Source organism: Thalassospira indica (assembly GCF_003403095.1).
In the GTDB taxonomy this organism is placed as follows: Bacteria; Pseudomonadota; Alphaproteobacteria; order Rhodospirillales; family Thalassospiraceae; genus Thalassospira; species Thalassospira indica.
The window spans coordinates 4,213,076-4,232,418 of record NZ_CP031555.1; the positions used below are offsets into that span (position 1 = coordinate 4,213,076).

General features: G+C 55.6%; 20 protein-coding genes. 15 read left to right on the top strand and 5 right to left on the bottom strand.

Translation table 11 applies throughout. The features are described 5' to 3' along the window. Positions 1-38 precede the first annotated feature (38 nt). The 4 genes from DY252_RS19690 to DY252_RS19705 form a co-directional block, all read right to left on the bottom strand. On the bottom strand, positions 39-1,235 hold the full coding sequence (locus tag DY252_RS19690; RefSeq protein WP_064788764.1) for a phosphoglycerate kinase: 1,197 nt from the start codon (positions 1,233-1,235) through the stop codon (positions 39-41). A gap of 151 nt (positions 1,236-1,386) precedes the next feature. Beyond that, positions 1,387-2,232, bottom strand: coding sequence for a diaminopimelate epimerase (gene dapF, locus DY252_RS19695; protein ID WP_064788860.1), 846 nt, complete (start codon positions 2,230-2,232; stop codon positions 1,387-1,389). 74 nt (positions 2,233-2,306) lie between these two features. Continuing rightward, positions 2,307-2,969: a TVP38/TMEM64 family protein gene (locus DY252_RS19700; RefSeq protein ID WP_064788763.1), complete on the bottom strand. Its 663-nt coding sequence runs from the start codon at positions 2,967-2,969 to the stop codon at positions 2,307-2,309. A gap of 6 nt (positions 2,970-2,975) precedes the next feature. Next, complete coding sequence (locus DY252_RS19705) at positions 2,976-3,749, bottom strand: SDR family oxidoreductase (protein WP_064788762.1); 774 nt, start codon at positions 3,747-3,749, stop codon at positions 2,976-2,978. A 90-nt stretch (positions 3,750-3,839) separates the two neighbouring features. Here DY252_RS19705 and DY252_RS19710 point away from each other — a divergent pair, with 90 nt between their 5' ends. Then, a complete protein-coding gene (locus tag DY252_RS19710) occupies positions 3,840-4,424 on the top strand; it encodes a Crp/Fnr family transcriptional regulator (RefSeq protein ID WP_064788761.1) in 585 nt (194 codons plus the stop codon). Here the strand turns inward: DY252_RS19710 and DY252_RS19715 are convergent. Further along, complete coding sequence (locus DY252_RS19715) at positions 4,388-4,894, bottom strand: hypothetical protein (protein WP_064788760.1); 507 nt, start codon at positions 4,892-4,894, stop codon at positions 4,388-4,390. The two genes, DY252_RS19710 and DY252_RS19715, sit on opposite strands and share 37 nt — an antisense overlap. A gap of 418 nt (positions 4,895-5,312) precedes the next feature. Between DY252_RS19715 and ccoN the strand changes: the two genes are divergently transcribed. From ccoN to rimM, 14 genes are all read left to right on the top strand, one after another. Beyond that, entirely contained in the window at positions 5,313-6,770 is a 1,458-nt protein-coding gene (gene ccoN / locus DY252_RS19720) for a cytochrome-c oxidase, cbb3-type subunit I (protein WP_008889827.1), read from the top strand. 14 nt (positions 6,771-6,784) lie between these two features. After that, the gene (gene ccoO / locus DY252_RS19725) at positions 6,785-7,516 is read left to right on the top strand and encodes a cytochrome-c oxidase, cbb3-type subunit II (protein WP_008889826.1); all 732 of its coding nucleotides are present in this window, start codon (positions 6,785-6,787) and stop codon (positions 7,514-7,516) included. 15 nt (positions 7,517-7,531) lie between these two features. Further along, a complete protein-coding gene (locus DY252_RS19730) occupies positions 7,532-7,693 on the top strand; it encodes a cbb3-type cytochrome c oxidase subunit 3 (protein WP_008889825.1) in 162 nt (53 codons plus the stop codon). 15 nt (positions 7,694-7,708) lie between these two features. Beyond that, a complete protein-coding gene (ccoP, locus tag DY252_RS19735) occupies positions 7,709-8,581 on the top strand; it encodes a cytochrome-c oxidase, cbb3-type subunit III (protein WP_064788759.1) in 873 nt (290 codons plus the stop codon). Between the two features lie 313 nt (positions 8,582-8,894). Then, positions 8,895-10,400, top strand: a complete 1,506-nt coding sequence (gene ccoG, locus DY252_RS19740) for a cytochrome c oxidase accessory protein CcoG (protein WP_064788758.1) — start codon at positions 8,895-8,897, stop codon at positions 10,398-10,400. A gap of 32 nt (positions 10,401-10,432) precedes the next feature. Then, on the top strand, positions 10,433-10,951 hold the full coding sequence (locus DY252_RS19745) for a FixH family protein (protein WP_064788757.1): 519 nt from the start codon (positions 10,433-10,435) through the stop codon (positions 10,949-10,951). Between the two features lie 47 nt (positions 10,952-10,998). After that, complete coding sequence (locus tag DY252_RS19750; RefSeq protein ID WP_064788859.1) at positions 10,999-13,371, top strand: heavy metal translocating P-type ATPase metal-binding domain-containing protein; 2,373 nt, start codon at positions 10,999-11,001, stop codon at positions 13,369-13,371. Positions 13,372-13,375: 4 nt separating this feature from the next. After that, the gene (ccoS, locus tag DY252_RS19755; protein ID WP_008889820.1) at positions 13,376-13,564 is read left to right on the top strand and encodes a cbb3-type cytochrome oxidase assembly protein CcoS; all 189 of its coding nucleotides are present in this window, start codon (positions 13,376-13,378) and stop codon (positions 13,562-13,564) included. A gap of 79 nt (positions 13,565-13,643) precedes the next feature. Further along, positions 13,644-14,342, top strand: a complete 699-nt coding sequence (locus DY252_RS19760) for a cyclic nucleotide-binding domain-containing protein (RefSeq protein WP_051007599.1) — start codon at positions 13,644-13,646, stop codon at positions 14,340-14,342. 213 nt (positions 14,343-14,555) lie between these two features. Then, positions 14,556-15,401: a 3-methyl-2-oxobutanoate hydroxymethyltransferase gene (gene panB, locus DY252_RS19765; RefSeq protein ID WP_064788756.1), complete on the top strand. Its 846-nt coding sequence runs from the start codon at positions 14,556-14,558 to the stop codon at positions 15,399-15,401. 45 nt (positions 15,402-15,446) lie between these two features. After that, complete coding sequence (gene panC / locus DY252_RS19770; protein ID WP_064788755.1) at positions 15,447-16,304, top strand: pantoate--beta-alanine ligase; 858 nt, start codon at positions 15,447-15,449, stop codon at positions 16,302-16,304. 265 nt (positions 16,305-16,569) lie between these two features. After that, positions 16,570-18,057 (top strand): signal recognition particle protein, encoded by a 1,488-nt coding sequence (gene ffh / locus DY252_RS19775; RefSeq protein ID WP_063089190.1) that lies wholly within the window; start codon positions 16,570-16,572, stop codon positions 18,055-18,057. 149 nt (positions 18,058-18,206) lie between these two features. Then, on the top strand, positions 18,207-18,620 hold the full coding sequence (gene rpsP / locus DY252_RS19780) for a 30S ribosomal protein S16 (protein ID WP_008889815.1): 414 nt from the start codon (positions 18,207-18,209) through the stop codon (positions 18,618-18,620). A 47-nt stretch (positions 18,621-18,667) separates the two neighbouring features. After that, a complete protein-coding gene (gene rimM, locus DY252_RS19785) occupies positions 18,668-19,342 on the top strand; it encodes a ribosome maturation factor RimM (protein ID WP_008889814.1) in 675 nt (224 codons plus the stop codon). Position 19,343 lies beyond the last annotated feature (1 nt).

The following is a 19,343-nucleotide window of genomic DNA, read 5'->3' on the forward strand; positions in this document are numbered from 1 at the left end:
TTGGCGGGGTTTGTTGTTTTGTACTCAAACCAAACGGCTTAGCCGGCGCGAAGGGCTGCCACACCCGGAAGGGTTTTGCCTTCCAGCCATTCCAGGAACGCACCACCCGCGGTCGAGACATAGGAAAATGCCTGATCGGAATCGGCATGACGCAGGGCTGCGACTGTGTCGCCACCGCCTGCAACCGACAGAAGCTTGCCGGCCTTGGTCAGTTCCGCGGCATGCTGGGCGACCGAAACGGTTGCGGTGTCAAACGGGGTAATTTCAAACGCACCCAACGGGCCGTTCCAGACCAGCGTTTCACAAGTCTCAAGACGCTTGTTCAGGTCTTCGATGGTTGCCGGACCGGCATCAAGGATCATGCCGTCTGCTGCGACGTCGTTGATGTCGCAAACGTCATGCGGCGCGTTGGCGGCAAATTCCTTGGCCACCAGACCATCGACCGGCAGGACGATTTCGCAATTGGCGGCTTCGGCCTTTTTGAAAATCTCACGCGCGGTATCAAGCAGGTCATGCTCGCACAGGGACTTGCCAACATTGACACCCTTGGCTGCCAGGAAGGTGTTGGCCATGCCACCGCCAATCACCAGCTGATCGACCTTGGCAACAAGGTTGCCCAGCAGATCAAGCTTGGTGGAAATCTTCGCACCGCCAACAATCGCCATCACCGGATGCTTCGGTGCTTCCAGTGCATTGCCAAGCGCTTCAAGCTCAGCCTGCATCAGACGACCGGCATAGGCCGGAAGCGCGCGTGCCAGACCCTCGGTCGAGGCATGTGCACGGTGCGCACAGGAAAACGCGTCATTGACATACATATCGCCAAGTTTTGCCAGCTCAGCAACAAAGGCCGGGTCGTTCTTTTCTTCTTCGGCGTGGTAACGCAGGTTTTCCAGAAGGGCGATCTCGCCGTCTTTCAGGCTGTTGACCACGCTTGCCGCTGCGTCACCGATGCAGTCATCCGCAAACTTCACCGGACGGCCAATCTGCTTGGCAAGGGCATCGGCAACCGGTTTAAGGCTCATTTCCGGGACGCGCGCACCTTTGGGACGACCGAAATGCGTAATTACCACCAGTTTCGCCCCGGCATCCGCCAGTTCGATCAGGCCCGGTACGGTGCGGTCGATACGAGTCGTATCGCCAACAACCCCATCCTTCATCGGAACGTTAAGATCAGCGCGCAGCAAAACGCGCTTGCCAGCGACATTGACACCGTCAAGCGTATTGAAGTCAGCCATTATCTGAACCTGCTTTTGAGTTTCACAAGAGACGGGATTGGGTGTCCCGACATGGATTGAACCAAATCCTGATGCGCCTTGTTTTGCCCGATCACCTCATCCGACGCAAGGCCAGATCAAACCGGTCAAAAGACCAATCAGGAAAACCTGATCAGTGGTTTCCTAGAAGGGACGCATGCAAAAAGCCAGAAAAACTGGTCGCGACCGGGCCGGTCATCAACACATGATCATCGGGCAGCCATTCAATGGTCAGTGGCCCGCCATCAAGGATCACTTCGACCTTGCGACCGGTCAGGCCACGACGTGCCGCCGCAACACCAGCCGCACAGGCGCCAGTCCCGCACGCACGGGTTACGCCGACACCGCGTTCCCAAACACGCATCCGGATCTTGTTTTCATCAATGATGCTGCAAACTTCGATATTGGCGCGTTCCGGGAACATTTCATGATGTTCAAGCACCGGACCGAATTTCTCGATATCAATGGACTCGACATCATCAACAAAGAAAACACCATGCGGGTTGCCAACATTGACAGCCACCGCATCTGAAAGCGGGCCGAGTGAAAGCGGAATGTGGTTGGTATCGACCGCATCGGACAGCGGAATATCACGCCAGTCCAGTTTGACCTGCCCCATATCAACCGTGACACGGCCATCGGCCAAGCCATTGGCATCCAGCAAACCGACAACGGTTTCAATGATCACGTCTTTGCGGCCAAGTTCGCCCATGACGATATTGGCCACGCAGCGGGTCGCATTGCCACACGCCTGTACCTCGCCGCCATCATTGTTACGGATGCGCATAAAGGCATCTGCCAGATCATCGCGGGCCGGTTCGATGACGATCAACTGATCGCAACCGACCCCGGTTTTGCGATCGGCAATACGGGCAGCGGTCGCGTCATCAAGATCAAGCACAGCAGGATCGCGTCGTCCGTCAAAGACAACGAAATCATTTCCCAAACCATGCATTTTGACAAAAGGAATACCGTTCATACCCGCCTTATAGTCGTGATTCCAAAGCACGTCCATATGTGGGTTATTCACAGTGTCGCGCAACCTCGCCCTGATCAAACCCGGCGATGCGACCGTCTGTGATGACGGATCAGGAAAAACCAGCATAACCACATGACAACCGAAACTGTCGCAGCCCCCCAAATGGCGGGCATCGGATCAGCGGCCGAACTTTGCGCGCCGAGCCAGGCACACACGATCACGTATGGAACCGTGCCGATCAGATAGCCAAAGCCGAACTTCACAAATCGCATCCGGGTCACGCCGGCCAGACAGCATGACACTTCGGGCAGGATCGGCATTGCACGGCAAATCATCAAGACTACCAGGCCATAGCGTGAAAAGACCTCCTCCATCTCGCCTAGACGTTCTTCATCGGAAATGATTCGACGCAGAACCGAACGGCCAAATTTCGTGCTGATCCGATATCCCATCGCACCAGCGGTGATCATTCCGGTTCCCGCTGCCAATGCGCCGCCAAGCGGCCCCAGAAAATATCCCGCCAACACGGTAACCGTCATCGTCGGCACAGCAATGAACAAATCCGCCACCAAAAGCGAAATGACAATCGTCGCGACAAGCCACGCATCAATTTGCTCGGCATATTCCAGCCAACGCACGACATCATCGCGTTGCAAAAGCCCGGTTGCGATCAATATCCCGAAGGTCGCCGCAAAGCAGGTCGCAAGCACCAGTCCGGTTTTCAGAAGATCTTTCATGATTGTCTACCCCTTGCGCAAAATCGATTTCATCAGGGACGGCGACAACCGGGCGACAACCGGGATCAACCGCGCCATGCCGACATAGATTTCATCCTGCCCGGCAAGAATGCCGTCATGGATGGCAAGGGCGGCCTGCTGTGCGGGGATCTTGGCAATGTCGCGGCTTGCGGTCATGGGGGTGTCGACCACCGGCAAGAACACCTCGCTGATGGCAATCGGCAGGTCTGCGGCAACAAGCTGGTAACGCAGACTTTGGGAAAAGCTGTGAAGCGCAGCTTTGCTGGCGCAATAAATCGCACTACCCGTCTTGGGGAAAAAGGCCAGCCCGGAAGACACATTGACGATGCGACTCCAGACCCCGGTCCGTTGCGGTGTGCCGGTATGGCCCTCCTGTTCTGTCCACGCCTTGATCACCGCATGACATATGCGGATGGGCGCCTGCAGGTTAATCGCAATTTCCCGATCCGCCAGAGACGCGCTGAATTCCACATCGGTCAAAACGCCCCTTTCCTGCACGGCGGCGTTATTGATCACAAGGTCAAGGCGTGGAACATCGCGCAAAATATCGGCCATCATCGCATCAACGGATGCAGGATGCGCCAGATCGGCACACACGGTTTGCACACCCGGATAGTGGTCTTTTAGGTCATGAAGCTTCACCTCGGACCGGCCATGCGCGATCACGTTAAAACCCTGCGCATGATAAATGCCCAGCAATTCGCGTCCGATTCCCGATGTTGCCCCGGTAATAAGGACAGTTCCTGATTGTGTGTTCATATTGGCTTCCCATCCGCGTAGTCTGGTGTTCAGATCAGCGACAGTTGGCCATTACGCAGTGGGACTGGCATTAACCCGGGTTTATTGGGCATGAACATTTACGATTTGATCGAACAGCTCAGGGCTGATCCGGATCTGGCACCAAAGATACGGACCACAACCCATGCCAAAGGCAGCCAGATCATCAAACAGGGTGAGGTTTGCAGGGATGTGATTTTTCTGCGCAAAGGCCTTGCACAGATGTCCTATGTCACATTCGAGGGCAAGGAATGGATCAAAAGCTTCTTTGCGGAAAATGCGATCATGGGAGCAAGGCGCTGCCAGATCCTGGGCGAGCCGAGCCACTTTGCCATCACATGTCTTGAGGACTGCGAAATTACAGCCGTGCCCTATGACGGCTTGCGCAAACTTGCCGCGCGTTCACCAGACCTGATGGCGATCTTTTTTGATTTCAACGAACAGGTCAGCATGCGCAAGGAAAAGCGCGAATACGAATTCCTGTGCCTGTCCGCCCAGGATCGATATCAGGGGTTTCTTGAAGATTACGCCCATATTGTCCCGCGCCTGTCTCAGGCACAGATCGCAAGCTTTATCGGCATTACGCCAATCGCACTGTCGCGCATCCGAAAAAGGATAAATCAGGCAGAAAGTCGCGGGGTTGTCGGCGCACAATAGCGCACCTTGCTTGGCGCATAGCCGGCCCGGGAAAAATATTCCCTGAGACGTTCGTCCGGTTCACCAAGCGAGACATACACATTGCTGCAGGCATGCACGCGGGCAAGTCGGCTCATGGCATCGCGCATGGCATCAAGGACATAGTCGCCCGATACGATTTCAACCGCCATCACATTGTCGACATGCAACACAACGCCATCGGTCATGTCATCGCGGACATAATACGAAAACAGTCCATGGATATAGCCGCGTTCGTTGGCAATCACGATGATACCGCGCTCACGCTGCCAGAGGATGTCTTCACCGTCGGTGCCTGCACCAAGGGTCTCCTTGTTAACCGGCATGCAATACTGATCGACGAATGCACGCCAACGGTCAAAAGACATGTCGACTTTCAACATCTGAACCAGCGGATATGTCATATCCGCGGTCTGTGCTGTAAGTGGAAGTGACTTATAGGCTTCTGACATGATCCTGCCCTCTGGAATTTAGCAGATCATGCCGCAAATAAATCGGCCCCACCTTGATGTGCATCAACACCTTTTGAGGGTTTGGCGCGCATAAACACAGCCAGTACAGAAGTACCCAGCCGAAGGGCCAATACGTTTCCGCCGATTGAATTTCTGACGGGTTTGCAAGCCGAGATTGACGTAGGTCAATGGCTTTTGGATGAACTGTCCGCATACTCGCCGAACGAATTGGGAAACCTCGCCCGCAATAACGCGCCCTGACTTTCAGACAAGGTGCATTTTGGGTGGGGCTTTTTGTGCAGGTGGACCGAAGATCAAGAAGGTCGTCGGTTCATCGGGACTATTGAAACTGCCCGAGAGGGTTTTGGGCAGTTCACCCGACCACCTTGAACGGGAGTCAAGCATGAGCCAGGGGAGCATGGCACAGGCAGCATCGCCTTCAGTTGCTGTCAATTATAATATGGACGTTGTGCGCTGGGCCGCACTTGCGACCGTATTTTGGGGAGTAGTCGGATTTTTGGTGGGCGATGTCATTGCATGGCAGCTCGCATTTCCGGTTCTCAATTTTGATACAGAATTTCTGAACTTCGGACGCCTGCGTCCGCTGCACACCTCGGCAGTGATCTTTGCCTTTGGCGGTAACGCGCTTCTGGCAACGTCATTCTATGTCGTGCAGCGTACCTGCCGCGCACCGCTTTATGGCGGCCGCGCACTTCCGGCGTTCGTGTTCTGGGGGTACCAGCTGTTCATCGTGATGGCAGCCATCGGTTATGTTACCGGTGTGACCCAGGGTCGTGAATATGCCGAACCGGAATGGTTCGTTGATATCTGGATCACGATCGTCTGGGTTTGCTATCTGGCAATGTTTGTCGGCACCCTTTTGAAACGTACCGAGCCGCACATTTACGTCGCGAACTGGTTCTATCTGGCCTTTATCGTGACCATTGCGATGCTCCATCTTGGCAACAACCTTGCCATTCCGGTCTCGTTCATGGGCACGAAGTCCTATTCGATGTTCTCTGGCGTGCAGGATGCATTGACCCAGTGGTGGTACGGCCATAACGCTGTGGGCTTCTTCCTGACGGCTGGCTTCCTCGGCATGATGTACTACTTCATTCCGAAACGTGCCGAACGTCCGGTTTATTCCTATCGCCTGTCGATCATCCACTTCTGGGCGCTGATCTTCCTGTATATCTGGGCTGGTCCGCACCACCTGCATTACACCGCACTTCCTGACTGGGCACAGACCCTTGGCATGACCTTCTCGATCATGCTGTGGATGCCGTCATGGGGCGGGATGATCAACGGTCTGATGACGCTTTCGGGCGCTTGGGACAAACTGCGCACTGACCCGGTTCTGCGCTTCATGGTCGCGGCTGTCGGTTTCTACGGCATGTCGACCTTCGAAGGCCCGGTCATGTCGATCAAGGCGGTCAACGGCCTGTCGCACTATACCGACTGGACCATTGGTCACGTGCATTCCGGTGCGCTTGGCTGGGTTGCCTTCGTATCGTTCGGTGCGATCTACTTCCTGATCCCGGTCCTTTGGCACCGTGAACGCCTGTATTCGATGCGCCTTGTGGCTCATCACTTCTGGCTCGGCACCATCGGGATCGTTCTTTACATCACCTCGATGTGGGTTTCGGGGATCATGCAGGGTCTGATGTGGCGCGCCTATGACGACCTTGGCTTCTTGCAGTATTCCTTCATCGAAACTGTCGAGGCAATGCATCCCTACTACATCATTCGTGCAACCGGTGGCCTGCTGTTCTTGCTGGGTTCGCTGCTGATGGTCTGGAACATCTACAAGACCATCAAGGGTGACCTCCGTAACGAAGCACCAATCGGCACACCTGCACCCGTTGCAGCCGAATAAGGGGGGAACCAGAGATGCTTCTTAAAAAACACCATATCGTAGAAAAGAACGTCTTCTTTCTGATCCTTGGTATTTTCCTGACCATCATCATCGGCGGTATCGTTGAAATTGTACCGTTGTTCACGATGGAGCAGACCATTGAGAAAGTGGAAGGTGTCCGTCCCTATTCGCCACTCGAACAGGCCGGTCGTAACATCTATCTCCGCGAAGGTTGCTATAACTGCCATTCCCAGCAGATCCGTCCGTTCCGTGACGAGGTCGAACGTTATGGCCATTACAGCCTTGCAGCAGAATCGATGTATGACCATCCGTTCCAGTGGGGGTCAAAACGAACCGGTCCGGATCTGGCACGTGTCGGCGGAAAATATTCCAACGCATGGCATGTGGCCCACCTGATTGACCCGCGCGCTGTTGTGCCGGAATCGATCATGCCGGGTTATCCGTTCCTGGCGGAACGCAAACTGAATTTCGACGACGCTCAGGCACATCTCGAAACCCTCAAGATGGTAGGTGTCCCCTATACAGACGAGATGATCGAGGCAGCCAAGGCAGACCTGTATCTGCAGGCCAGCGAGGATGCGGCCTATGACGATGATTTCCTCGCGCGCTATCCGAATGCGGCAACAGGTGACTTTGACGGCAACCCGGCAGAATTGACCGAAATGGATGCGCTTGTTGCGTACCTGCAGGTCCTGGGCCGGATGGTCGACTTCACCACCTACAACCCGCAGATGAACCTGCGCTAATGCAAGGGGATCGTCATGGAATTCTTTACGCAACTCGCTGACTTTTTCCGCCCTCTGTGGGGTCTGTGGCTGATGCTGCTGTTCGGCGCGATTATTGCCTGGGTCATGTGGCCAAGCAAAAAGCGCAACAAGGACATGGAATCGCATGCGCAGATCCCCTTCCGGGATCAGGATTGAGGGGAGAACAGAGCAATGTCGACAAAAGTCGAGAAAGATCAGGTATCTGGCACAGATACCACCGGTCATGAATGGGATGGCATCAAGGAACTGAATACCCCGCTGCCATCCTGGTGGGTCTATGTCTTCTGGATCACCGTCATCTGGTCTGTTGGTTATTGGGTGGTTTACCCGTCCTGGCCGACTGCCAATGACTACCTCAAAGGTATGTTTGGCACCACCAACCGTACCGAACTGCACGAAACCATGGCCAGTGTTGCGGCCGAACGTGCACCTTACATGGAACGTCTGGCTGCCCTGGATGTATCGGAAATCGCCAATGACAGCGAACTTCTGAACTTCTCCATGGCTGGTGGCAAGGCCGTTTTCGCCGATAACTGCGCACCGTGCCATGGCACCGGTGGTTCGGGTAACCCGGGCTTCCCGTCGCTTCAGGACGATGCCTGGCTTTGGGGTGGGACGCTTGAGGCGATCAACGAAACGCTGCATGTTGGCGTGCGTTGGGATGCCAATGAAGATACCCGCTTCAATGATATGCCGGCATTTGGGCGTGACGAACTGCTTGAACGCGACCAGATCGAAGATGTGGTTCAATATGTTCTGTCCTTCACGGACCGTGCAACTGACGCCGCTGCGGCCGATCGCGGTGCGGTCGTTTTTGAGGAAAACTGCGCTTCTTGCCACGGTGACGATGCCAAAGGCGTTCAGGATCTCGGTGCACCGAACCTGACGGATGCCATCTGGCTTTATGGTGGTTCGAAAGAAACCATCACCGAAACGGTCATGAATTCCCGTCGCGGCGTCATGCCGGCATGGGAAGGCCGTCTGGACGAAGAAACCATCAAAATGCTGACGGTTTATGTCCACTCGCTCGGTGGCGGCCAGTAAGTCCGCATACTAAGTCCACAGTCCAAGACAACTTTTCCAAAAAGGCCCGTGATTTGTAATCGCGGGCCTTTTTCTTTGCCCGGCAGCTCACCCACAATAATTCACACCAATATCGGCTAATAAATTGACATGTGTCATGGTGTGCAAGCCGGGTCTCTCGTATTTTCTGCCTGAGATTTGAATAATTAGAGTTTGCTCTGCAAAGCTGCCAGAAACCCAAGTTCTCCTGACAGACCAACCTTCAAAGCGACTGGCGGTTCGACGCCGCATAGAGAGCAGTCGCAAGGTTCAGAGCACCAACCAGGTAGCGAACATGGCCATGTCCACTTTGCAGCAACCAGATATCGAACCCAAAAACGTCCCGCACATCGTTGACGAAGGCGATTATGACGAAGTCCCGCTCTATAAAAAGCGCGACAAAGTCTATCCGAAGCGCGTCTCAGGACGTTTCCGGAACCTGAAGTGGTTTGCGCTGATTGCACTTCTGGGCATTTACTGGGTCGTGCCATGGCTGCGCTGGGATCGTGGACCAAGCGCACCGGATCAGGCCGTTCTGATCGATATGGATCTTGGGCGTGCCTATTTCTTCTTCATCGAAATCTGGCCGCAGGAAGTCTATTACATCACCGGCATCCTGATCATGGCAGCCGTTGGGCTGTTCCTTGCAACGTCCCTCTTCGGGCGTATCTGGTGCGGCTATGCCTGCCCGCAGACGGTGTGGACGGATCTGTTCATGCTGGTTGAACGCTATATCCAGGGCGACCGCAACGCCCGTGTCCGGCTGGACAAATCGAAATGGACGCTGGAAAAAATCTGGAAAATCAGCGCAACACACGTGGCATGGATTGCGATCTCCATGGCGACCGGTGGTGCCTTTGTCCTTTATTTCCACGACGCCCCGACCGTGATGGTCGATATTTTCACCGGTAACGCATCATTTGGCACCTATGTTACCATCGCCTTCCTGACGGGTTCGACTTACCTTCTGGCCGGTTGGGCGCGTGAACAGGTTTGCACCTATATGTGCCCGTGGCCGCGCTTCCAGTCCGCCATGCTTGACGATGAAAGCATGATCGTCACCTATGAAAGCTGGCGCGGGGAAACGCGTGGCCCGATCAAACGTAAAAACCTTATGCGCGGCGAAGTGCCCGAAACCGGCCACTGCATCGACTGCCACGCCTGCGTAAACGTTTGCCCGACCGGTATCGATATCCGCGATGGTTTGCAAATGGAATGCATTGGCTGTGGGCTTTGCATCGATGCCTGCAACGAGATGATGGACAAGGTCGGCTTCCCGCGCGATCTGGTGCGCTTCGACTCGGTCCAGAACAGCCAACTCCGTGCTCAGGGCAAAGCCACACGTGTACGCATCATTCGCCCCAGAACGATATTCTATGCGGTGCTTCTGGTGCTCGTCGCATCCGTCATGATGTTTGGTCTGGCCAACCGTTCGGTGCTTGAACTCAATGTTCTGCGCGACCGTAACCCGCTGTTCGTCGCCCTGTCTGATGGTGATGTGCGCAACGGCTATACCCTTAAGGTTCTCAACAAGGAACAGGCAGAAAAAACCTATGTTCTGTCGCTTGAAGGAATTGACGCAACTGATTTCCAGATCATCGGCCTGACCCCGAACCAGGACGGCACCTATGATCTTGACGTGGCCCCCGACCGGGTCGGCAGTTTCCGTGTCTTTGTGGCAGCTGATCCCCAAACACTTGATGGTAAATCGACACCATTTGAATTCACGGTGACCGATAAGGAAACCGGCAATACCGAAACATATGATACAGTGTTCGCCGGTCCGGAAAACGACCGCTGATCGCAAAAGCGTTTCAGTTCAGGAGACAAGATATGGCAATGCAGATGACATCACCTTCCACAGATCAGAATGGCCCGCGCAAGTCGGATCGCTGGATTCCGTGGTATTTTGTCGGCGGCTTCGCCGTCATGCTGGTTGCCAATATTTCGCTGATCACATTTTCGATGACCAGCTGGAATGGCCTTGTGACCAAGCATGCCTTCGAAGAGGGCAACAACTATAACGCGGCCATTTCCGGTGCTGCCCGTCAGGAAGAACTGGGCTGGCGCAGCAAGCTTAGTGTCGATGGTGTCATTGATCAAAACGGCACCATCACCGTCCTGTTCCGCGACAAAGATTCCAACCCGATCACCGGGGCGAAAATGTCCATTGTGATGTCGCGCGCGGATCGTGATGATCTTGATACCACCATCGCGATGGCCGAAATCGCACCGGGTGAATATCGTGCAAGTGCTGCCTTCCCGGTTTATGGTCGTTGGCAATTGCGCACCATCGCCAACGCGATGGGGGATGATTATCAAACTGTCGAGTATGTCGTCGTAAATCCATGAACGTCGCCCTTCAGCCCTGTCGCCATTGCGGCGAGCCGGTGACAGCCATGTCACCTGCCGCACCCGACTTTTGTTGTGCCGGGTGTTCTGGCGCCTATGAGCTCTTGGGCGAAATGGGGCTGACATCCTATTACAACCGACGCGCAATCGATCCCAAGGTCCGCGCCCTTCGCCCGGACGAAGACGAAATCGCAAGCTTTGATTTCACCGAACTGGCCAACACCGATGACGACGGCCACCATCACCTGAACCTGATGGTCGATGGCATTCACTGTGCGGCCTGTGTCTGGCTGATCGAAACCCTTCTGCAACGAAACAGTGCCGTCTTGCAGGCCCGCGTCAATATGACGACACGCCGCCTGCGGCTGAGCTGGCAAGGCCATGTATCCGATATCGAAGACATCATTCGCCCGGTGATGCAGATGGGCTATCGCCTGATCCCGTTTGACCCGGCCGCCCTTGAGCAGGCAACAACATCGCGCAACAAGGAATTGCTGCGCTGTCTGGCGGTTGCCGGGTTTGCGGCGGGGAACGTGATGTTGCTGTCGGTCTCGGTCTGGGCCGGATATTTTCAGGGCATGGGCGGGGCGACCCGCGATCTGTTTCACTGGATATCCGCCCTGATCGCGCTGCCTGCGGCGGCCTATGCCGGATTGCCGTTTTATCGATCTGCGCTTGGCGCCATTCGCAATCGCCGGGTCAATATGGATGTGCCGATCAGTCTAGGCGTCATTCTGGCACTTGGCATGAGCTTGGCACAAACCATTCGCGGCGAACCACATGCTTATTTCGACAGTGCGATTACCCTTTTATTCTTTCTTTTGATCGGGCGCTATCTTGATGGTCGTGCACGCGGGCAGGCACGCTCGGCGGCTGAACATCTTTTGTCACTTAATGCCCGCTCGATCACCGTGATTGAACCTGATGGCACGCGACGTCTGATCGCACCGCAAAAGGCCACACCGGGCATGATCGTTCTGGCTGCGGCCGGTGAACGGATCGGCATTGACGGCAAGGTGATCGACGGCCAATCTGATGTCGATACCAGCATCATTACCGGCGAAAGCATCCCTGTTCTGACCCGTCCGGGCACCACCGTATTTGCTGGAACCACCAATATTTCCGCCCCGCTTCGTATCGAAGTCACCGCCACCGGTGGCAATACGTTGCTGTCCGAAATCGTGCGTCTGATGGAAAATGCCGAACAGGGCCGTGCCAGATATGTCGCGATCGCTGATCGGGTGGCAAAGGCCTATGCGCCGGTTGTTCACACCTTGTCCCTGGCGACCTTTATCGGCTGGTGGCTGATTGGTGGGATTGGCTGGCAGGATGCGCTGATGAACGCCATCGCCGTTCTGATCATTACCTGCCCCTGTGCGCTGGCGCTTGCAGTTCCGGTGGTTCAGGTCATTGCCACCGGGCGTCTGTTGCGTGCGGGCATTCTTGTCAAATCGGCAACCGCCCTTGAACGACTGACCAAGATTACCGGCATCATTTTCGATAAAACCGGCACATTGACCACAGGCAAACCCGAACTGGTCGGCCAACCACAGCAAGACAAACTGATGCTTGCCGCTGGCATGGCCGCCAACAGCAATCATCCGTTATCCCGCGCACTGGTGCGTGCCGCCGGAAACGTGACCCCGCAAACCAATGTTACCGAACAAGCTGGTCTCGGCCTGATGATGCAGGGTCCCGCGGGTCCGATCCGGCTTGGCAGCCGTGCTTTCTGCGATGTTGCCGAAAACGCCGATGTACCATCCGATATCACCGGACCGGAATTGTGGTTGTCTGAGCCGGGCGTTGCCCCGACCCGTTTTGTCTTCCGCGATACGATGCGCAGCGACGCACCCGAAGTGATCGACACCCTTCGCACGCGTGGTTTTGAAATGACCCTGTTGTCGGGTGACCGCGAAAGCACCGTGCGACAGCTTGCCGAAACACTCGGCATTACCAACTGGATGGCACGCATGTCGCCAACCGAAAAAGCCAACCATATTCAGGCCCGTGCGGATCGCGGCAACCATGATTTGATGGTCGGCGATGGCATCAACGACGCACCGGCCCTTGCAGCGGCGCATGCGTCAATGTCGCCAGCGACCGCCGCTGAAATTTCGCAAAATGCGGCCGATATCGTGTTTCAGGGGGATCGGCTTGGCGCCGTGATCGAGGCAATTGATGTCGCGCGCAAGGCTGATCGACTTGTCCGTCAAAATTTTGCCCTGTCTTTTGCCTATAACGTGATTACGATCCCGTTGGCGGTATCAGGGTTTGTCACCCCGCTTTTTGCGGCAATCGCCATGTCATCCTCATCCCTGATTGTGATCGCCAATGCCTTGCGTTTACACGCAAAATCGGGCAAGTCTGACGGGGTCGGCATCAAACCGGCGACCACGTTGTCGCAGCAGGCAGGGATATAATGCCATGAGCAACCTCCTTCTCCTGATCCCGATTGCATTGTTTCTGGGCCTTCTGGGCCTTGGGGCCTTCTTGTGGTCGTTGCGTTCCGGGCAGTTTGACGATATGGAAGGTGCGGCAAATCGCATTCTGTTTGATGACGATGACGTCACGCCTCCGGGGAACTCAAAGAAGTTCCATCAAGGCGATAGTTAGAATTGCTTGAAACAGGGCTATCTCATCGGATAGATTTGTTTACAATCCGCCTACCGGGTCACCAGCATCGGAGTCTACGATGGCAGTCCGCCCTCAAATCTGCGAAGCCTGTTCTATCAAGGACTTAACTTTTTGCTCCGCATTGCATGGCGATGAACATGATCAGCTGCGTCAATTGCTTACGCATGCACATTATGACCCGCACACGACGATTTTCCACGAGGCAGAAGACGCAGACTACGTCTTCAACGTCACATCCGGCTCTGTAAAGTTGTATAAATTGCTGGGCGATGGTCGCCGTCAGATCACAGGTTTTCTGTTTGCCGGTGACTTTCTTGGCCTCGCACTGAATGCCAATTACAGCTACACCGCCGAGGCGATTGAACCGGTAACCGCATGTCGGTTCCCGCGTCAGAAGCTGGAAAAACTGTTCGACAAGTTTCCGCATCTTGAAAAACGCATGCTGGGCATGGCGGTCGATGAACTGGCCGCCGCACAGGATCAGATGCTTCTGCTTGGCCGCAAGACCGCCAAGGAAAAGGTCGCATCCTTCCTTTTGATGCTGGCCCGCCGTCAGGAACACCGCGGCGAAAGCAGCGAGACCATCAATGTCCCGATGAGCCGTTCCGACATTGCCGACTATCTGGGTCTGACCATTGAAACCGTGTCACGCACCCTGACCCAGTTGCGCAAGGAAGCAACGATTACGCTCAAGGATAACCGCCATATCGAGGCGGTCGGTCTCGACATGCTTGAAGATCTTGCCGAAGGTCTGTGATTTCTGCGTGCCTGTAATCGGCCAATAGCATTTTAGGACGCTGATCCTTCGAACGATCAGCCAAACCACGCCCAAAATCCCGGTTATTGGCCGAATTGCCTATTTCGCGATTGCAAAAAAGGTTTCCCGATCGCGGTCATGATATTGTAAACATGACCGCACGCTCGACAAAGATCGAGCAGCGAAATCCGGTTGTACCGGGGGAGAAACGTCATGAGTGCCACCAGCAAAAAGATGGGCCGGACCTCCGTCCCAGAACTCCGTGCCCGCAAGGGCAAAGATCCGATTGTCTGCCTGACGGCCTATACCGCGCCGATGGCGCAACGCCTTGATGAACATTGCGACCTGCTTCTGGTCGGTGATTCACTGGGCATGGTTGTCTACGGCATGGAAAGCACGCTTGCCGTGACCGTCGATATGATGGTCAACCATGGCAAGGCCGTGATGCGCGGATCAAAGAATGCCTGTATTGTTGTTGATCTGCCCTTTGGCAGTTATCAGGAATCCAAGGAACAGGCGTTCCGCACGGCATCCCATATTCTGGCCGAAACCGGCTGTGCCGCTGTTAAGCTTGAAGGCGGTGCCGAACTTGCCGAAACCATCGAATTTCTGACCATGCGCGGCGTGCCGGTCATGGCCCATATCGGCCTGATGCCCCAACAGGTCAACACCATGGGTGGCTTCAAAAGCCAAGGCCGTGACGAAGAAACCGCACGCAAGACCCTTGCTGACGCCAAGGCGGTTGCCAAGGCCGGTGCCTTTTCGGTTGTCGTCGAAGGCACGGTTGAGCCGGTCGCCCGCCAGATCACCGAGGCCATCGACATCCCGACCATCGGCATTGGTGCCTCGGTCGCCTGTGATGGGCAGGTTCTGGTCACCGAAGACATCCTTGGTCTGTTTTCCGACTTCACGCCAAAATTCGTCAAACGCTACGCCAATCTTGGCGATGCGGTATCCGAGGCCGTCGGCCAATATGCCGACGAAGTGCGCACCCGTCAGTTCCCGACGGATGAACATTGCTTTGGGTTAGCGAAAAAAGGTAAGTTGCGCGCGGTCTGATCCAGACCGCCGCGATTTTCTGCAATCTTCGATACGACGAAAACGATGTCCCTTACGACTGTTCACACTGTCGCTGATCTGCGCGCGACTGTTGCCAACTGGCGCGCCGAAGGCCTGCGTGTCGCCCTGGTTCCGACCATGGGCGCGCTTCATGATGGCCATATCAGCCTGACACACCTTGCTCGTGAACATGCTGACCGGGTGATTGTTTCGATTTTCGTCAATCCGACCCAGTTTGCGCCCAACGAGGATTTCGGCGCCTATCCCCGCACCCTGCCCGCCGATCAGAAACTGCTTGATGACGCCGGGGTCGAGCTGTGCTTTACCCCCTCGGTCGAGGAAATGTATCCCGACGGCTTTGCCACCAAGGTTTCTGTTGATGGCGCGATGACCAATGTGCTGTGTGGGGCGGCCCGACCGGGCCACTTTGATGGCGTGGCACAGGTTGTTACCAAATTGCTGCTTCAGGCCCTGCCAGATTGTGCGATTTTCGGACAGAAAGACTACCAGCAACTGATGGTCATCCGGCGTTTCAGCATGGATCTGAACATCCCGGTCGAGATCATCGGGGCAAAAATCCTGCGCGAAGACGATGGTCTGGCGATGTCATCGCGCAACCGCTACCTGACACCTGACGAACGTGCGATTGCCCCGACACTCAACAAGGTATTGGGCGACATCACCGCCAAGGCCGCCAATGGCGCCGAACTGGGCCCGCTTCTGGCCAAGGGGCGCGAAGATATCCTTGCTGCCGGGTTTGATCCGATTGATTACCTTGAAGTTCGCGATGCCGACACACTGGAACTGATCAGTGATACGGTGACAAAACCGGCCCGAATCTTTGTTGCTGCCCGGCTGGGCAAGGCGCGTCTGATTGACAATCACGCGATTGAGCCTGCGTAATTCTGGGCAAGAGCCTGGTATGACTGCCGGTTAAACACCCGGGCACAGTGGCGGAATCGCCGATTGCGCGCCAAACAGGATGAAAAGCGCAGAATAACGCGCTTTTGCGCCCGATTGCGCTTGACTCCCACACCCTGATCCAATAAACCCTCCCCACCAAAGGTCGCCCAAGAGGTGACTCCCCCAGTCCTCGAGTTTCGAGCACTGGGTTTTAGTTTTTTGTGCGCACACGGTGGAAACACCAGCAACACAGACGGGATTTGGAATGTTTGAAGGACTAAGCGATCGCCTTGGCGGGGTTCTCGATAAGCTGCGCAAACGTGGCGCGCTGAAAGAATCCGACGTCAAGGAGGCCATGCGCGAAGTACGCGTCGCCCTGCTTGAGGCGGACGTGGCACTTCCGGTCGTTAAAACCTTTATTTCCAACGCCACCGAACGTGCAGTTGGTGCCGACGTTCTGCGTTCGGTCACCCCGGGCCAGATGGTCGTCAAGATCGTCCATGACGAACTGAAAAACATGTTGGGCGAAGGCGAGGAAATCAATCTCGCTTCCACCCCGCCGGTTCCGATCCTGATGGTCGGTCTGCAGGGTTCGGGTAAAACCACCAGTTCCGCCAAGATCGCGCTGAACCTGACCAAAAAGCGCAACAAGAAAGTCCTTCTGGCATCGCTTGATATCTATCGTCCGGCCGCCCAGCAGCAGCTGAAAGTGCTGGCAGACGATAACGGCCTTGGCATTCTGCCGATCGTTATGGGCGAGAAACCGGTTTCGATTGCCAAACGTGCGATGGATACCGGCCGCAAGGAAGGCTATGACGCGGTCATCCTTGATACCGCCGGGCGTCTGCATATCGACATGGAACTGATGAGCGAAGTCGCCCAGATCCGTGATGCCGTCAACCCGGTCGAGACCCTTCTGGTCACCGATGCGATGACCGGTCAGGACTCGGTAAACGTTGCCAAGGAATTTGCCGACAAGGTCGGCATCACCGGTATCGTTCTGACCCGTGTGGACGGTGATGCACGTGGTGGTGCAGCACTTTCGATGCGTCAGATTACCGGCTGCCCGATCAAGATGATCGGTATCGGCGAAAAAATCGACGAGATGGAAGCCTTCCATCCTGATCGTATCGCCAACCGTATTCTTGGCATGGGCGATGTTGTCAGCCTGGTTGAAAAGGCTGCCGAAAACATCAAGGCCGAAGACGCCGAGAAAATGGCCAAGAAGCTGCGCAAGGGTCAGTTTGACCTGAACGACCTTCTGGCACAGCTCAAACAGCTTCAGAAAATGGGTGATCTTTCCGGCATCATGGGGATGCTGCCGGGCATGGGCGCGCTGAAAAAACAGATGTCGCAGACCAAGCTTGATCCCAAACTTCTGACCCACCAGGAAGCGATCATCCTGTCGATGACGCCGAAGGAACGTGAAAATCCGGCCCTGATCAAGGCATCGCGCAAAAAGCGTATTGCCGCTGGCTGTGGCTTGAGCGTTCAGGATGTGAACAAGCTTCTGAAGCAATACCAGACCATGTCCACCATGATCAAAAAGATGGGCAAGATGGGTAAAAAGGGTCTGTTTGGCGGTATGCCGAAAATGGACCCGGCAATGCTTGAGGGCGGCGATATGCCCGACCTCAATAACTTGCCAAAAGGATTTACCGGTGGCGGGGGCGGTTTGCCGCCCGGGTTGCCGGGATTGGGAGGCGGCGGTGGCTTGCCTCCGGGATTCCCGGGGTTCGGCAAAAAGAAATAGCCAAGCCCCCGGTTCTGAAATGGGTTCTTCAAGAATTCCTCTTAGGAACCAAAACCGGCCCACAAAGCCGGATCAAAGACCAAGTGAATAGGCCCCTCGGGGTCATGATTCAGAAGACTACAAACCCAAGCTGAAAGGAACTTATCCGAATGGCTGTCAAGATTCGTCTTTCCCGTGGCGGTGCCAAGAAGCGTCCGTACTACCGTATCGTAGTTGCTGACGTTCGTGCCCCGCGTGACGGCAGCTTCATCGAGCGCGTCGGTACCTATGATCCGATGCTCCCGAAGGATGCTGACAACCGCGTGACCTTCAAAGAAGAGCGCATCAAATACTGGCTGTCCGTTGGCGCACAGCCGACCGATCGTGTTGCACGTTTCCTGGGCAAAGCGGGCCTGGCTGACGCGTTCAAACCGACCGAACAGCCGCAGAAGTCTGCTCCGAAAGCGAAAGCTCAGGAACGTCTTCGTGAGAAAGCTGAAAAAGCCGAAGCTGCTGCTGCCGCTGCTGCGGAAGCCGCTGCCGAAGCAGCAGCACCTGCTGAAGAAGAAGCTGCAGGCGAGTAATCGCTGAACGCACGCTTTGATCAGATACCGGAAACTTGTGAACCGAAATGGCTGATACCCGCAAATCCAAAAACGACGAAGCTTATGTCTGCGTCGGCATGATCACCGCCCCGCACGGGGTGCGTGGTGCCGTGCGCGTCAAAAGCTATACCGTCGATCCGGATAACCTTGTCGGTTACGGCCCGTTGTTCGACGCCAAGGGACGCGTGAAATACAAGCTGTCTCCTGTCGGACATGTCCGCGACCAGCTGATCGCCAAGATCGAAGGTGTGGACGACCGGGACGCTGCCGAACGGCTGCGGGGCACCAAGCTGCATGTACCGCGTGCTGCACTGCCTGACACGGTTGAAGAAGATGAATTCTACCTTGCTGACCTTGTCGGCCTGAAAGCGTTCCACATTGATGGTTCGGTTTTTGGCACCGTACGGGGTGTGGCTGATTTTGGCGCTGGCGACGTAATCGAAGTCGCGCTCGAAGAAGCCAAGAACAAGGTCGTTGTTCTTCCCTTCACCAAGGAAGTCGTGCCCGAGGTCATTCTTTCGGAACGCAAGATGGTGGTAAATCCGCCCGAGGGGCTACTGCAGGATGAGGACGGACCCGGTAATCGTAACCGTCGTCCGAACAAACCCCGCAAAGACTCTCAGGCCGACCGCGATTCTGATGCCGTTGCTGCAGATGCAGTAGGCGCGGAAACCGCGACCGGCAGCGGGAAGGAGGCCTGAT

Coding starts and splice junctions, on each gene's coding strand:
- DY252_RS19690 (WP_064788764.1), bottom strand. CDS start 1,235: ATGGCTGACTTCAATACGCTTGACGGTGTCAATGTCGCTGGCAAGCGC.
- DY252_RS19710 (WP_064788761.1), top strand. CDS start 3,840: ATGAACATTTACGATTTGATCGAACAGCTCAGGGCTGATCCGGATCTG.
- DY252_RS19750 (WP_064788859.1), top strand. CDS start 10,999: ATGTCACCTGCCGCACCCGACTTTTGTTGTGCCGGGTGTTCTGGCGCC.
- dapF (WP_064788860.1), bottom strand. CDS start 2,232: ATGAACGGTATTCCTTTTGTCAAAATGCATGGTTTGGGAAATGATTTC.
- DY252_RS19705 (WP_064788762.1), bottom strand. CDS start 3,749: ATGAACACACAATCAGGAACTGTCCTTATTACCGGGGCAACATCGGGA.
- ccoP (WP_064788759.1), top strand. CDS start 7,709: ATGTCGACAAAAGTCGAGAAAGATCAGGTATCTGGCACAGATACCACC.
- ffh (WP_063089190.1), top strand. CDS start 16,570: ATGTTTGAAGGACTAAGCGATCGCCTTGGCGGGGTTCTCGATAAGCTG.
- rimM (WP_008889814.1), top strand. CDS start 18,668: ATGGCTGATACCCGCAAATCCAAAAACGACGAAGCTTATGTCTGCGTC.
- DY252_RS19715 (WP_064788760.1), bottom strand. CDS start 4,894: ATGTCAGAAGCCTATAAGTCACTTCCACTTACAGCACAGACCGCGGAT.
- rpsP (WP_008889815.1), top strand. CDS start 18,207: ATGGCTGTCAAGATTCGTCTTTCCCGTGGCGGTGCCAAGAAGCGTCCG.
- DY252_RS19730 (WP_008889825.1), top strand. CDS start 7,532: ATGGAATTCTTTACGCAACTCGCTGACTTTTTCCGCCCTCTGTGGGGT.
- DY252_RS19700 (WP_064788763.1), bottom strand. CDS start 2,969: ATGAAAGATCTTCTGAAAACCGGACTGGTGCTTGCGACCTGCTTTGCG.
- ccoO (WP_008889826.1), top strand. CDS start 6,785: ATGCTTCTTAAAAAACACCATATCGTAGAAAAGAACGTCTTCTTTCTG.
- ccoG (WP_064788758.1), top strand. CDS start 8,895: ATGGCCATGTCCACTTTGCAGCAACCAGATATCGAACCCAAAAACGTC.
- panC (WP_064788755.1), top strand. CDS start 15,447: ATGTCCCTTACGACTGTTCACACTGTCGCTGATCTGCGCGCGACTGTT.
- ccoN (WP_008889827.1), top strand. CDS start 5,313: ATGGCACAGGCAGCATCGCCTTCAGTTGCTGTCAATTATAATATGGAC.
- ccoS (WP_008889820.1), top strand. CDS start 13,376: ATGAGCAACCTCCTTCTCCTGATCCCGATTGCATTGTTTCTGGGCCTT.
- DY252_RS19760 (WP_051007599.1), top strand. CDS start 13,644: ATGGCAGTCCGCCCTCAAATCTGCGAAGCCTGTTCTATCAAGGACTTA.
- DY252_RS19745 (WP_064788757.1), top strand. CDS start 10,433: ATGGCAATGCAGATGACATCACCTTCCACAGATCAGAATGGCCCGCGC.
- panB (WP_064788756.1), top strand. CDS start 14,556: ATGAGTGCCACCAGCAAAAAGATGGGCCGGACCTCCGTCCCAGAACTC.